The following is a 15,020-nucleotide window of genomic DNA, read 5'->3' on the forward strand; positions in this document are numbered from 1 at the left end:
TTCAACTTAGGGGATATCCGTGTCAATGGAACTTTGGCAGCAGTGCGTGGAGCTTTTGCGCGATGAGCTGCCTGCCCAACAATTCAACACTTGGATCCGTCCACTACAGGTCGAAGCCGAAGGCGACGAGTTGCGTGTCTATGCACCGAACCGCTTCGTTCTCGACTGGGTCAACGAAAAGTACCTGGGCCGGGTCATGGAGCTGCTCGACGAGCACGGCAATGGCATGGCGCCTGCGTTGTCCTTATTAATAGGCAGCAAACGCAGTTCGGCACCGCGCGCGGCGCCCAATGCACCGCTGGCCGCCGCAGCGTCCCAGGCCCAGGCCGCCGCGGCGCCGGTTAACAACCACGCCGCGCCTGCACCTGCGCCGAGCAAGCGCAATACACAAAAGGCCGCCGAGGTCAGCGAAGAGCCTTCGCGCGACAGCTTCGACCCGATGGCCGGTGCCAGCTCGCAGCAGGCACCGGTACGTGCCGAACAACGCACTGTCCAGGTCGAGGGCGCGCTCAAGCACACCAGCTACCTGAACCGGACCTTTACCTTCGAGAATTTCGTCGAGGGTAAGTCCAACCAGCTGGCCCGCGCGGCCGCCTGGCAGGTCGCGGACAACCCCAAGCATGGCTACAACCCGCTCTTCCTTTATGGCGGTGTCGGCCTGGGTAAAACCCACTTGATGCACGCGGTAGGTAACCACCTATTAAAGAAGAACCCGAATGCCAAGGTTGTGTACTTGCATTCCGAGCGTTTCGTGGCTGACATGGTCAAGGCACTGCAGTTGAACGCAATCAACGAGTTCAAGCGTTTCTACCGCTCGGTAGACGCCTTGCTGATCGACGACATCCAGTTCTTCGCCCGCAAGGAACGTTCCCAGGAAGAGTTTTTCCACACCTTCAACGCACTGCTTGAGGGCGGGCAGCAGGTCATTCTCACCAGTGACCGTTACCCGAAAGAAATCGAAGGCCTCGAAGAACGCCTCAAGTCGCGTTTCGGCTGGGGCCTGACGGTGGCCGTCGAGCCGCCCGAGCTGGAAACCCGCGTCGCGATCCTGATGAAGAAAGCCGACCAGGCCAAGGTCGAGTTGCCTCACGACGCCGCGTTCTTCATTGCTCAGCGTATTCGCTCGAACGTGCGTGAGCTCGAAGGTGCGCTCAAGCGGGTGATCGCTCACTCGCACTTCATGGGCCGCGATATCACCATCGAGTTGATTCGCGAGTCATTGAAGGATCTGCTGGCATTGCAGGACAAGCTGGTTTCTGTGGATAACATTCAGCGTACCGTGGCTGAATACTACAAAATCAAGATTTCCGACTTGCTGTCCAAACGCCGTTCGCGTTCGGTCGCTCGTCCGCGCCAGGTAGCCATGGCCCTGTCCAAGGAACTGACCAACCACAGCCTGCCGGAAATTGGCGATGTGTTTGGCGGGCGCGACCATACTACGGTGCTGCACGCCTGCCGCAAGATCAACGAACTTAAGGAATCCGACGCGGACATCCGCGAGGACTACAAGAACCTGCTGCGTACACTGACCACTTGATGACCACCAGCGCAGCTTATTAAGGCAAGGGACTAGACCATGCATTTCACCATTCAACGCGAAGCCCTGTTGAAACCCCTGCAACTGGTCGCAGGCGTCGTCGAACGCCGCCAGACCTTGCCGGTACTTTCCAACGTGCTGTTGGTTGTCGAAGGCCAGCAACTGTCGCTGACCGGTACCGACCTGGAAGTCGAGCTGGTCGGTCGAGTACAACTTGAAGAGCCTGCTGATCCAGGTTCCATCACCGTGCCGGCGCGCAAGCTGATGGACATCTGTAAAAGCCTGCCCAACGACGCGCTGATCGACATCAAGGTCGATGAGCAGAAGCTCGTGGTCAAGGCCGGTCGCAGCCGCTTCACCCTGTCGACGCTGCCAGCCAACGATTTCCCGACCGTTGAAGAAGGCCCGGGTTCGCTGACCTGCAGCCTTGACCAGAGCAAACTGCGGCGCTTGATCGAGCGCACCAGCTTCGCCATGGCCCAGCAGGACGTTCGCTACTACCTCAACGGTATGCTGCTGGAAGTGTCCGCTGGCGTGATCCGCGCCGTTGCCACCGACGGGCACCGCCTGGCCATGTGCTCGATGCAGGCCGATATCGGACAACCGGATCGCCATCAGGTGATCGTGCCGCGCAAAGGCATCCTGGAATTGGCCCGCCTGCTGACTGAACCGGATGGCAACGTCAGCATCGTGTTGGGCCAGCACCACATTCGCGCCACCACCGGCGAGTTCACCTTCACCTCGAAATTGGTGGACGGTAAATTCCCTGACTACGAGCGCGTGCTGCCTAAAGGTGGCGACAAACTGGTATTGGGCGACCGTCAGGCCCTGCGTGAAGCCTTCAGCCGTACCGCGATTCTGTCCAACGAGAAGTACCGTGGCATTCGTCTGCAACTGGCCAACGGTCAGCTAAAAATCCAGGCGAACAACCCGGAGCAGGAAGAAGCGGAAGAAGAAGTGGGCGTTGACTATAACGGTGGCTCCCTGGAAATCGGCTTCAACGTCAGCTATCTGCTCGACGTGTTGGGCGTGATGACCACTGAGCAGGTACGTTTGATCCTGTCTGACTCCAACAGCAGTGCGCTGGTGCAAGAGTCCGACAACGACGATTCGGCTTACGTTGTCATGCCGATGCGTCTGTAATCATGCCCAGCAGAAGCTAGATGTCCTTAAGTCGCGTCTCGGTCACCGCGGTGCGCAATCTGCACCCGGTGACCTTCTCCCCTTCCCCCCGCATCAATATCCTTTACGGCGCCAACGGCAGCGGCAAAACCAGCGTCCTGGAAGCCGTGCACCTGCTTGGCCTTGCCCGTTCGTTTCGTAGCAGCCGTCTGTTGCCGGTCATCCAGTACGATCAACTGGCATGCACGGTATTCGGTCAGGTAGAGCTGGCGGAAGGTGGTCATAGTGCCTTGGGTATTTCCCGGGACCGGCAGGGTGAGTTCCAGATTCGGATTGATGGACAAAACGCTCGCAGCGCCGCCCAGCTGGCGGAGATCCTGCCGTTGCAGCTGATCAACCCGGACAGTTTCCGCTTGTTGGAGGGGGCGCCGAAGATTCGCCGGCAGTTTCTCGACTGGGGTGTGTTCCACGTGGAACCGCGCTTCATGTCGACGTGGCAGCGCTTGCAGAAGGCGCTGCGCCAGAGAAACTCTTGGCTGCGACATGGTACACTTGACGCCGTTTCGCAAGCGGTTTGGGACAGGGAACTGTGCCAGGCCAGCGCTGAAATAGATGAATACCGCCGCGCTTACATCAAAGCCTTGAAACCGGTCTTCGAGCAGACCTTGAGCGAACTGGTTGAGCTTGAGGGCCTGACGCTCAGCTATTACCGAGGCTGGGACAAGGACCGGGAACTGAGTGCCGTGCTGGCTGGCTCGCTGCAGCGGGACCAGCAGATGGGCCATACCCAGGCCGGACCCCAACGTGCTGATTTGCGTCTTAGATTGGGCGCCCACAACGCTGCGGACATCTTGTCCCGCGGTCAGCAGAAGTTGGTGGTTTGCGCCTTGCGTATTGCCCAAGGGCACCTGGTGAGCCAGGCCCGTCGCGGGCAGTGTATTTATCTGGTGGATGACCTGCCGTCCGAACTGGACGAAGCCCACCGTCGTGCGCTGTGCCGCTTGTTGGAAGACTTACGCTGCCAGGTGTTCATCACCTGTGTAGATCACGAATTATTGAGGGAAGGCTGGCAGACGGAAACGCCAGTCGCCCTGTTCCACGTGGAACAGGGCCGTATCACCCAGACCCACGACCATCGGGAGTGAAGGCATTGAGCGAAGAAAATACGTACGACTCAACGAGCATTAAAGTGCTGAAAGGCCTGGATGCCGTACGCAAACGTCCCGGTATGTACATTGGTGACACCGACGATGGCAGCGGTCTGCACCACATGGTGTTCGAGGTGGTCGACAACTCCATCGACGAAGCCCTCGCCGGTTATTGCGACGACATCAGCATCATCATCCACCCGGATGAGTCCATCACCGTTCGCGATAACGGCCGTGGCATCCCGGTAGACGTGCACAAAGAGGAAGGCGTTTCCGCCGCCGAGGTCATCATGACCGTGCTGCACGCTGGCGGTAAGTTCGACGACAACTCCTACAAGGTATCCGGCGGCCTGCACGGCGTAGGTGTGTCGGTAGTGAACGCGCTGTCTGAACAACTCGTACTGACCGTACGCCGCAGCGGCAAGATCTGGGAACAGACCTACATCCACGGCGTGCCTCAGGCACCGATGGCGATCGTTGGCGACAGCGAGACCACCGGCACCCAGATTCACTTCAAGGCTTCCAGCGAAACCTTCAAGAACATCCATTTCAGCTGGGACATCCTGGCCAAGCGGATCCGCGAGCTGTCCTTCCTGAACTCCGGTGTGGGCATCGTCCTCAAGGACGAGCGCAGCGGCAAGGAAGAGCTGTTCAAGTACGAAGGCGGTCTGCGAGCGTTCGTTGAATACCTGAACACCAACAAGACTGCGGTCAATCAGGTGTTCCACTTCAACATCCAGCGTGAAGACGGCATCGGCGTGGAAATCGCCCTGCAGTGGAATGACAGCTTCAATGAGAACCTGTTGTGCTTCACCAACAACATTCCACAGCGCGACGGCGGCACTCACCTGGTGGGTTTCCGTTCGGCGCTGACGCGTAACCTGAACAACTACATCGAGCAGGAAGGCCTGGCGAAGAAGCATAAAGTCGCCACCACTGGTGACGATGCCCGTGAAGGCCTGACAGCGATCATTTCGGTAAAAGTGCCGGATCCGAAGTTCAGTTCCCAGACCAAGGATAAGCTGGTCTCTTCCGAAGTGAAGACCGCGGTCGAACAGGAAATGGGCAAGTACTTCTCCGACTTCCTGTTGGAAAACCCGAACGAAGCCAAGCTGGTGGTCGGCAAGATGATCGACGCCGCCCGTGCCCGTGAAGCGGCGCGCAAGGCCCGTGAGATGACTCGCCGCAAAGGCGCGCTGGACATCGCCGGCCTGCCAGGAAAACTGGCTGACTGCCAGGAAAAGGACCCTGCCCTGTCCGAGCTGTACCTCGTGGAAGGTGACTCTGCTGGCGGTTCCGCCAAGCAGGGACGCAACCGTCGCACCCAGGCCATCCTGCCACTCAAGGGCAAGATCCTCAACGTTGAGAAGGCGCGCTTCGACAAGATGATTTCCTCCCAGGAAGTCGGCACCTTGATCACTGCGCTGGGCTGCGGCATCGGCCGCGAAGAGTACAACATCGACAAGCTGCGCTATCACAACATCATCATCATGACCGATGCTGACGTCGACGGTTCGCACATCCGTACCCTGCTGCTGACGTTCTTCTTCCGTCAGTTGCCGGAGCTGATCGAGCGTGGCTACATCTACATCGCCCAGCCGCCGCTGTACAAGGTCAAGAAAGGCAAGCAAGAGCAATACATCAAAGACGACGACGCCATGGAAGAGTACATGACACAGTCGGCCTTGGAAGATGCGAGCCTGCACCTGAACGAAGATGCCCCGGGAATTTCCGGTGAAGCCCTTGAGCGCCTGGTCAACGATTTCCGTTTGGTGATGAAGACGCTCAAGCGTTTGTCGCGCCTGTACCCACAGGAACTGACCGAGCACTTCATCTACCTGCCGGCTGTCAGCCTGGAGCAACTGTCCGATCACGCGGCGATGCAGGATTGGCTGGCCCAGTACGAAGTGCGCCTGCGTACCGTCGAGAAATCGGGCCTGGTGTACAAAGCCAGCCTGCGCGAAGACCGTGAACGTAACGTCTGGTTGCCGGAGGTTGAACTGATCTCCCATGGCTTGTCGAACTACGTCACCTTCAACCGCGACTTCTTCGGCAGCAACGACTACAAGACCGTTGTATCCCTTGGCGCGCAATTGAGCACGCTGCTGGACGACGGTGCGTACATCCAGCGTGGCGAACGCAAGAAAGCCGTGACCGAGTTCAAGGAAGCCCTTGAATGGCTGATGGCCGAAAGCACCAAGCGCCACACCATCCAGCGATACAAAGGTCTGGGCGAAATGAACCCGGATCAGCTGTGGGAAACCACCATGGACCCAAGCTCGCGCCGGATGCTGAAAGTCACCATCGAAGACGCCATTGGTGCGGACCAGATCTTCAACACCCTGATGGGTGATGCGGTCGAACCTCGCCGTGATTTCATCGAAAGCAACGCGTTGGCGGTGTCTAACCTGGATTTCTGATCCTTGCGCTTCGCCCCCGCTCAAAAAAAGCCAACGCTCATGCGTTGGCTTTTTTTTACGCTTTGAAAGTACCAGCCTTCTAAGACACAGCGGTCAAGAGCCGAGTAACTGGGTAACACACTGGCGTAAAGCCTTCACGCTCAATAGGTTAGCGATTTCACGAAGCCCCCGGATACCGGGGGTATAAGGTTTCCTGGCGTAAAACTTGCGTGTTTAATAACTTACACATCGTTTCTTTAAATTGACAGAGACGATGGGTACGAGGTGGTACGAATAAATCCAACACCAAGGGTAGTCTCAATGAGCGGTACGCAAACTTCCAACACTCTGGAGCAAGGACTCAAGCCTCGGCATGTGACGATGCTCTCCATCGCCGGCGTGATCGGCGCCGGTTTATTCGTCGGCTCCGGCCACGCTATCGCCGCGGCCGGTCCGGCGGTGCTATTGGCTTACGCTGCGGCAGGTGCACTGGTGGTATTGGTGATGCGAATGCTGGGCGAAATGGCGGTGGCTTCGCCGGACACCGGCTCCTTCTCGACCTATGCCGATCGCGCGATTGGTCATTGGGCAGGCTTCACCATCGGCTGGCTCTACTGGTGGTTCTGGGTCCTGGTTATCCCGTTGGAGGCCAACGCGGCCGCAACCATCCTGCACGCCTGGTTTCCCAACGTGGCGATCTGGGCCTTCACCTTGGTTATCACCCTGCTGCTGACGGTCACCAACCTGTTCAGCGTGAAAAACTATGGCGAGTTCGAGTTCTGGTTCGCCCTGGTCAAAGTCATTGCGATTGTCGGCTTCGTGGGTCTTGGCATCCTGGCGATCCTTGGCCTGTTGCCAACCAGCCAGGTCAGCGGGGTTTCGCATCTGTTCGACACCCAAGGCTTCTTGCCCAACGGTATGGGTGCGGTATTGGGTGCGATCCTGACCACCATGTTCTCGTTCATGGGCACCGAGATCGTGACCATCGCAGCGGCCGAATCGAAGAACCCCGGCCAGCAGATTTCCAAGGCGACCAACTCGGTCATCTGGCGGATCGGCCTGTTCTATCTCGTTTCCATCTTCATCGTCGTAGCCCTGGTGCCATGGAACGACCCGCTGCTGGCCAGTGTGGGTTCCTATCAGACGGTGCTCGAGCGCATGGGCATCCCCAACGCCAAGCTGATCGTCGATATCGTGGTCCTGGTTGCTGTGACGAGCTGCCTGAACTCAGCGCTTTATACGGCTTCGCGCATGATGTTCTCGCTGGGCAAGCGCGGTGATGCGCCCGTTGTTTCCCAGCGCACCAACAAGAGCGGTACGCCTTACTGGGCGGTGATGTTGTCCACCGCAGCCGCTTTCCTTGCGGTGTTTGCCAACTACGTGGCCCCGGCTGCGGTGTTCGAATTCCTGCTGGCGAGTTCTGGCGCTATCGCCTTGCTGGTCTACTTGGTCATCGCTTTTTCACAACTGCGCATGCGCAAGCAGCGCATGGCCCGTGGTGAAAAAATCGCTTTCAGCATGTGGCTGTTTCCGGGCCTGACTTACGCCGTGATCGTCTTCATCGTCGGTGCCCTGACCATCATGTTGTTCCAGGAAGCCCATCGCGTAGAGATCCTGGCGACCGGTTTGCTCAGCATGCTGGTGGTCGCCTCCGGAATGCTGATCCAGCGTCGTCGGATCAAAAAAACCGGAGGCTTGGTACAGACCCTCGGGTAATGTCCACTGTGGTGAGGGAGCAAGCTTCCTCACCACAGAGGCAACCAGTCTTTCCTAACTGGCCACCGACGCCTCACTCCCCGCCGCCACGCTCTCCAATCGATAGCCATAGCCATAAATCGTCAGCAACTGCCAACCCCGATCAGCCGTCAGCCCCAGCTTGTTGCGCAGCCGATAGATATGGGTATCGAGCGGACGGGATGAAGTCATTTCCTCATGGCTCCAGAAGCGCTCGTAGAAATATTCCCGCGACAGCGGCCGGCCCAGATTGGCAAACAGACAGCGGGCCAAGCGGTACTCCCGTTCGGTCAGGCTGATGGGGATACCCGCGCGGGTGATGGTCAGTTCGGCGTCGTCGAACGTCAGGTCATTGAACACCAGCACATCATTGGCCGGGGCGCGTTGCAGGTTGTGGCGGCGCAGCACGGCGGCGACCCGGGCCTTGAGTTCGTTGGGCCGGAACGGCTTGCTCACGTAATCGTCGGCCCCAGCGTTGAGGGCCTGGACGATATCGTGCTCGCCGTCGCGGCTGGTGAGCATGATCGCGGCCGGTGGCGAGTCCATGTGCTCGCGGGTCCAGCGCAACAGGGACAGGCCACTGATATCGGGCAACTGCCAGTCGAGAATCAGCAGGTCGAAGGTTTCCCGGCGCAATTGCCGCAACAGGTCTTCGCCGCGTTCGAAACTGTGCAGGGTCCAGGCCTGCTCGCCCCTGCCGGGAATCTGTTGAAGTGTCTGTTCTACCCGGCGCAGCTCGGCCGGTTCGTCATCCAGTATGGCGACACGCATGGGACGCGATTTCCTTATCTCGGAAGTAACGGACATCTCAGGTGGCATGCGCAGCAGTGGCCCCGTCGCTGGCTGTGACAATACCGGCTCGCGGCGCAGAGGGAAAGGCAGCAGCGCGCCACCCATCGACTCCGCTATAGTCTTGGATTTTTCCGCCTGTTGGCCTGAGCCCTGCCCATGACAAACATTACCAGTCCTTGTGTCCGGTCCCGGTGCCCATGAGCAACCAGCGCCGCCAGGAAAGTCGTGAACCCACCCAGGTCCAGCAACTGTTTCGACAGTTGATGCGCGAGTGGCTGTGGATAAGTTTGCTGCTGTTGCCGCTGACCGCCCTACTCTCGATGAGCAGCCAATCAACACGCAACGGGTCGAGCTCAATCGTACTATCGGTGTGTCTGGTCGCGTGTGTATTGGGCTTGCTGCTGTTGCGCCCGCGCCTGGCGCTATGGACGACGGTAGGCGGCATGAGCTTGGCGCTATTGCTCAGTGCCGTACTGGCGGCTCGTGGTTGGTGGTGGTCACCGATGGCGAGCGTATTGGGCATGCTCTTTGGCTACCTGATCTGGAACTGGCGACGCCTGAGCGTGGTGCTGGCTTATTTCGGCTGGGAGCTGGCGCGCCTGGACGCCGAGCCGAAGGTGTTCCCGGAACGCCGCCGTGCGCCCTATACCGGCAGTGACCGTTTGCAGGGCCAGATCATGGCCCTGGAACAAGCCATGAGTCGAACCCGGGACACGCGCCGCTTCATTGCCGACGGCCTGGAATACCTGCCGGTGGCGACAATGATCAGCGATCCCCAGGGCAAGGTGCTGCTGGGTAACCGCAAGGCCCGGGATCTGTTTGGCCATGGCCTGGCGGGCGGCGATGTGTTGGAGCACCTCGCACAGTTGGGTTACCCAGGGCTGGAGCAAAGTGCGCGGCATCGTTTATCCACATTGCCCCTGGTGGAGTTTCGCGACGGTCACGAGCGCAGCCTGCGCCTGGAGCGAGCCGCGCTACTGCCAGTGGATGGCAGCGCGCCCATTGGCTGGTTGCTGAGCCTGACCGACCTGAGCGCCGAGCGTGAAGCCCAAGAGCAGCGAAGCCTTATGCTGCGTTTCCTGTCCCATGACCTGCGCGCCCCTCACTCAGCGATCCTCGCCCTGCTCGATGTGCAGCGGCACCAGAGCGGCGCAGACAACCCCATATTCGACCAGATAGAACGCCAGGTGCGTCGCGCCCTGGACCTGACCGATGGCTTCGTGCAATTGGCCAGGGCTGAATCCGAGACCTACCAGTTCCAACCAACGTTGTTCGCCATGCTGCTGTTGGACGTGGTCGACCAGGCATTACCCATTGCCCAGGCAAAACGCATCCAACTGATCCATGAAATGGACAATGAAGAAGCGACCATACAGGCGGACCAGTCCTTGCTGACCCGCGCGCTATTCAATCTGCTGGAAAACGCCATCAAGTACAGCGCGCCGGGCACGCATATTTATCTGAAGGTGCGATGCGCGGATGGATGGCTGACCTGCGATGTGATCGATCAGGGCAAAGGCATCGGTGCCCACGAACTACCGGATCTGTTCAGCCAGTACAGACGGTTTTCCTCAGCCCATGGTGTCGATGGCATTGGTTTGGGGCTGTCGATGGTCAAGGCTGTTGTGGAACATCATGACGGGCAAATCGAGTGCCGCAGCGTCGTAGGCGAAGGCACGACATTCAGCCTGCGCCTGGCGCTGCTGGATACCTGAAAAAAAATCGCCGCGTTGGCTGCCAACGCGGCGATCTTTTGCGCCTATAAAAACTTATGCACCCTTTTGGGTGTTTTATGTTTTTAAGAAATATGTATATAAATCAAGTGGTTAAAATGTAAAAACGGCAAAAATCGCAAGAACGGTACACAGGTTATCCACAGATCTCAGACAGCGATCTCATCTGTTGCGGCCACTGGCGCAGGGCCCGGTGGAAGTGAACCCATTTCCCGTTGTGTCTGCTCATTCCAAGCCTGTACGCGATCATTGAGCGCGGCGATGGCGCGAGGCCCGCTGCCTTCGGCATACATGGGTTCGCCAATCACCACGGTGATGACGCCTGGCTTCCTGACCCAGCCAGCCTTTGGCCAGAATTTACCGGCATTGTGTGCAATCGGCAGTACCGGCAGCTCAGCGTTCACCGCCAATGCGGAACCGCTGCGGGAGAACTTGCCAACAGTCCCGTAAGGAACGCGGGTGCCCTCGGGGAAGATCAGCACCCAAGTGTTGTCCTTGAGCAGCTCGTCACCCTTCTTCGCCACTTGCTTGAGAGCCAATTTGGGATTGTCACGATCGATGGCAATCGGCCGTAGCATCGCCATGGCCCAGCCAAAGAACGGCACGAACAACAGTTCACGCTTGAGGACTTGGCTCAACGGCTCGAAATAGGCCGAGAGGAAGAACGTCTCCCAGGTGCTCTGGTGGTTGGACTGGATCACGCAGGGGCGGTCCGGTACGTTCTCGGCGCCCTTCACTTCGTAGCTGATGCCCAGGAACACTTTGCTCAGCCACAGCGCGCAGCGGCACCAATAGACGTTGATGAAACGGTAGCGCGCCTTGAACGGCAAAAAAGGCGCGATAAAAAAACTCAAGGAACACCACAGCAAGGAACTGGTGCCCAACAGCAGGTAAAAGAGGAAGGTTCTGATGGCCTGCAATATCGACATAGCGGCGTTTACCGTTGCGGGCAATGCCCGCCTGTTAAAGCGCTTCCCGAACAATCCTTGATCAGGATGTCTTGGGAGCTCTAATTGTGGATAAGTTCAGCGGCAACCGCCGCCAGGTCGTCAAAAATCAAGGTGCCCACCGGTAGGGTCTTGCCCAGAGTCTTTTCGCCTTTGCCGGTCTTTACCAAAACTGGCTGACAATCGACGGCCTTGGCCGCCTCCAGGTCACCTGAACTGTCGCCGACAAACCACACGCCCGCCAGCCCCACGTCGTAATGGGCGGCAATGGCTTTCAACATGCCCGGCTTGGGCTTGCGGCAATCACAGCCTTCATCCGGTCCATGTGGACAATAGACGATCAACCCGACTTCCCCGCCCCGCTCGGCCACCAGTTCGCGCAAGCGCTCATGCATGGCCTCGAGCACGGCAAGGTCGTAGTAACCGCGGGCGATGCCCGACTGGTTGGTGGCGACCGCCACCGTCCAGCCGGCCTTGCTCAACTGCGCGATGGCTTCGATCGAACCGGGGAGCGGTAACCACTCCTCCACCGATTTGATGTAAGCGTCGGAGTCGTGATTGATCACCCCGTCCCGATCGAGAATCAGCAGTTTCAACAGCAGCTCCTCAACCCAGCATGGAAATATCAGCGATGTTGAGGAACAACCCGCGCAGACGCGTCAGCAGTGCGTAGCGGTTTCGACGCACGTTCTCGTCGTCCGCATTCACCATCACGGCCTCAAAGAACGCATCGACCGGCTCGCGCAGGGCCGCCAGGCGCGCCAGCGCTTCGGCGTACTCGCGTTTTTCCATGAGCGGTTGCACCGACGTACTTGCCTGTTGAATTGCCGAGTTGAGCGAGAACTCTGCCGCGTTATCGAAATAACGCGCTTCAGCGGTGTTGGTGGACGGCTCAGCCTTGCTGAGCAGGTTCGACACCCGCTTGTTCACCGCCGCCAATGCAGCCGCTTCCGGCAGTTTGCGGAACGCCTGCACCGCTTGTACGCGCTGGTCGAAGTCCAGGGCCGAGCCCGGCTTCAGGGCACGCACCGACAGGTAGGTCGCGACATCGACGCCTTCATCTTCATAACGCGCACGCAGGCGGTCGAAGATGAATTCCAGCACGGCATCGGCCAAGCCGGCAGCCTTGACCTTGCTGCCGAACGCGTTGACGGCAAACGCCACGGCGTCGTTCAGGTCCAGGTCCAGCTGCTTGTCGATCAGGATCCGCAACACACCCAGCGCCGCGCGACGCAAGGCATACGGGTCTTTGCTACCGGTAGGCAGCATGCCAATGCCGAAGATGCCGACCAGAGTATCGAGCTTGTCGGCAATCGCCACGGCCGCACCGGTCAGGGTGGTCGGCAGTTCAGCGCCGGCACCGCGCGGCATGTACTGTTCGTTCAGCGCCAGGGCCACGTCCTGCGGCTCGCCATCGTTGAGGGCGTAGTAGTAACCGGCGACGCCTTGCATCTCCGGGAACTCACCGACCATCTCGGTGGACAAGTCGCACTTGGACAGGATGCCGGCACGGGCCGCGCGCTGGGCATCGCCGCCGATGCGCGGGGCGATGAACGCCGCCAGTTTCGACACGCGCTCGGCCTTGTCGTAGACGCTGCCGAGTTTTTCCTGGAATACCACGTTCTGCAGGCGCTCGTTGAAGCTTTCCAGCGGCTGCTTCTTGTCTTGCTTGAAGAAGAACTCGGCATCGGTCAGGCGCGGGCGAACGACTTTCTCGTTACCGGCGATGATCTGCTGCGGGTCCTTGCTTTCGATGTTGGCGACTGTAATGAAGCGCGGCAACAACTTGCCTTCGGCGTCCAGCAGGCAGAAGTATTTCTGGTTGTCCTGCATGGTGGTGATCAGCGCTTCCTGCGGCACTTCAAGGAAACGTTCCTCGAACGAGCACACCAGCGGCACCGGCCATTCCACCAGCGCGGTCACTTCGTCGAGCAGGCTTGGCGGCACGATCGCGGTGCCTTCCTGCAGGGTCGCCAGCTCTTCGGTGCGCTTGCTGATCAGCTCGCGACGCTCGTTGGCATCGGCCAGCACGTAGGCGGCACGCAGGTCGGCCAGGTAGTTGGCCGGCGAGGTGATGCGCACGCTTTGCGGATGATGGAAACGGTGGCCGCGGGAATCGCGACCGGCCTTCTGGGCCAGGATCGTGCAGTCGATGACCTGGTCACCGAGCAGCATCACCAGCCATTGGGTCGGACGCACGAACTCTTCCTTGCGCGCGGCCCAGCGCATGCGCTTGGGAATCGGCAAGTCATTGAGGGAGTCTTCGACGATGGTCGGCAACAGGCTGGCGGTCGGCTTGCCTTTGATGCTTTGGCTGTAGCGCAGCTTCGGGCCGCTCTGGTCGATTTCGCTCAGGTCCACGCCGCACTTCTTGGCGAAGCCCAGGGCGGCCTGGGTCGGGTTGCCATCGGCATCGAACGCGGCCTGACGTGGCGGGCCATCAAGGTTGATGCTGCGGTCCGGCTGCTGGGTCGCCAGGGCGGTGATCAGCACGGCCAGGCGGCGCGGCGCGGCGTAAACTTGCTTGGCTTCGTAGCTCAGGCCAGCGGCTTGCAGGCCTTTGTCGATGCCAGCCAGGAACGCGTCGGCCAGGGTATTCAGGGCTTTGGGTGGCAGTTCTTCGGTGCCCAGTTCAACCAGGAAATCTTGAGCACTCATTGTGCAGCCTCCAGCTTAGCCAACACTTCATCACGCAGGTCCGGGGTCGCCATCGGGAAGCCCAGCTTGGCACGGGCCAGCAGGTAGGCTTGCGCAACGGAACGCGCCAAGGTGCGTACACGCAGGATGTATTGCTGGCGCGCGGTCACGGAAATCGCCCGGCGTGCGTCCAGCAGGTTGAAGGTATGGGAGGCCTTCAACACCATTTCGTAGCTTGGCAACGGCAGCGGCTGATCCAGTTCGATCAGGCGCTTGGCTTCGCTTTCATAGAAATCGAACAGCTCGAACAGCTTCTCGACGTTGGCGTGTTCGAAGTTGTAGGTCGACTGCTCCACTTCGTTCTGGTGGAACACGTCGCCGTAGGTCACTTTGCCGAACGGGCCGTCAGCCCACACCAGGTCGTAGACCGAATCCACGCCTTGCAGGTACATGGCCAGGCGTTCCAGACCGTAGGTGATCTCGCCGGTCACCGGGTAGCACTCGATGCCGCCCGCCTGCTGGAAGTAGGTGAACTGAGTCACTTCCATGCCGTTGAGCCAGACTTCCCAGCCCAGGCCCCAGGCGCCCAGTGTCGGCGATTCCCAGTTGTCTTCGACGAAACGAATGTCGTGCACCAGCGGGTCGAGGCCCACGTGCTTGAGGGAGCCCAGGTACAGTTCCTGGAAGTTTTCCGGGTTCGGCTTCAGTACCACCTGGAACTGGTAGTAATGCTGCAGGCGGTTCGGGTTTTCGCCGTAGCGGCCGTCAGTCGGGCGGCGGCTGGGCTGCACATAAGCGGCGTTCCAGGTTTCCGGGCCGATGGCACGCAGAAACGTGGCAGTGTGGAAAGTGCCGGCGCCTACTTCCATATCGTAGGGCTGAAGTACCACGCAACCTTGCTCGGCCCAGTATTGCTGGAGGGCGAGGATCAAGTCTTGGAAGGTACGCACGGCTGGCGTAGGCTGGCTCAC

At 59.5% G+C, this 15,020-nt stretch carries 11 protein-coding genes; 6 read left to right on the forward strand and 5 right to left on the reverse strand.

Features of this window, described 5'->3' with window-relative positions; genetic code table 11:
* Positions 1–19: 19 nt before the first annotated feature.
* The 5 genes from dnaA (at position 20) to gabP (ending at position 7,922) form a co-directional block, all read left to right on the forward strand.
* Complete coding sequence (dnaA, locus tag PFLQ2_RS27380; RefSeq protein ID WP_003177082.1) at positions 20–1,537, forward strand: chromosomal replication initiator protein DnaA; 1,518 nt, start codon at positions 20–22, stop codon at positions 1,535–1,537.
* Positions 1,538–1,576: 39 nt separating this feature from the next.
* Positions 1,577–2,680, forward strand: coding sequence for a DNA polymerase III subunit beta (gene dnaN, locus PFLQ2_RS27375; protein ID WP_003177083.1), 1,104 nt, complete (start codon positions 1,577–1,579; stop codon positions 2,678–2,680).
* 20 nt (positions 2,681–2,700) lie between these two features.
* Complete coding sequence (recF, locus tag PFLQ2_RS27370) at positions 2,701–3,804, forward strand: DNA replication/repair protein RecF (protein WP_003177084.1); 1,104 nt, start codon at positions 2,701–2,703, stop codon at positions 3,802–3,804.
* Between the two features lie 5 nt (positions 3,805–3,809).
* Entirely contained in the window at positions 3,810–6,227 is a 2,418-nt protein-coding gene (gene gyrB / locus PFLQ2_RS27365) for a DNA topoisomerase (ATP-hydrolyzing) subunit B (protein WP_003177085.1), read from the forward strand.
* A gap of 300 nt (positions 6,228–6,527) precedes the next feature.
* Positions 6,528–7,922, forward strand: a complete 1,395-nt coding sequence (gene gabP, locus PFLQ2_RS27360) for a GABA permease (RefSeq protein ID WP_003177086.1) — start codon at positions 6,528–6,530, stop codon at positions 7,920–7,922.
* A gap of 54 nt (positions 7,923–7,976) precedes the next feature.
* Here the strand turns inward: gabP and PFLQ2_RS27355 are convergent, their stop codons facing one another.
* A complete protein-coding gene (locus tag PFLQ2_RS27355) occupies positions 7,977–8,711 on the reverse strand; it encodes a response regulator transcription factor (protein ID WP_003177087.1) in 735 nt (244 codons plus the stop codon).
* A 218-nt stretch (positions 8,712–8,929) separates the two neighbouring features.
* Between PFLQ2_RS27355 and PFLQ2_RS27350 the strand changes: the two genes are divergently transcribed.
* The gene (locus PFLQ2_RS27350) at positions 8,930–10,447 is read left to right on the forward strand and encodes a PAS domain-containing sensor histidine kinase (RefSeq protein WP_003177088.1); all 1,518 of its coding nucleotides are present in this window, start codon (positions 8,930–8,932) and stop codon (positions 10,445–10,447) included.
* A 167-nt stretch (positions 10,448–10,614) separates the two neighbouring features.
* On the opposite strand, the gene PFLQ2_RS27345 is transcribed toward PFLQ2_RS27350, so the two are convergent.
* From PFLQ2_RS27345 to glyQ, 4 genes are all read right to left on the reverse strand, one after another.
* Entirely contained in the window at positions 10,615–11,394 is a 780-nt protein-coding gene (locus PFLQ2_RS27345) for a lysophospholipid acyltransferase family protein (RefSeq protein WP_003177089.1), read from the reverse strand.
* Between the two features lie 80 nt (positions 11,395–11,474).
* Positions 11,475–12,014 (reverse strand): D-glycero-beta-D-manno-heptose 1,7-bisphosphate 7-phosphatase, encoded by a 540-nt coding sequence (gene gmhB / locus PFLQ2_RS27340; RefSeq protein ID WP_172680569.1) that lies wholly within the window; start codon positions 12,012–12,014, stop codon positions 11,475–11,477.
* A 4-nt stretch (positions 12,015–12,018) separates the two neighbouring features.
* Positions 12,019–14,070 (reverse strand): glycine--tRNA ligase subunit beta, encoded by a 2,052-nt coding sequence (glyS, locus tag PFLQ2_RS27335; RefSeq protein WP_003177091.1) that lies wholly within the window; start codon positions 14,068–14,070, stop codon positions 12,019–12,021.
* On the reverse strand, positions 14,067–15,020 hold the full coding sequence (gene glyQ / locus PFLQ2_RS27330) for a glycine--tRNA ligase subunit alpha (RefSeq protein ID WP_003177094.1): 954 nt from the start codon (positions 15,018–15,020) through the stop codon (positions 14,067–14,069). Before glyQ ends, glyS begins: the two co-directional genes overlap by 4 nt.

The organism is Pseudomonas fluorescens Q2-87, assembly GCF_000281895.1.
Classification (GTDB): domain Bacteria; phylum Pseudomonadota; class Gammaproteobacteria; order Pseudomonadales; family Pseudomonadaceae; genus Aquipseudomonas; species Aquipseudomonas fluorescens_S.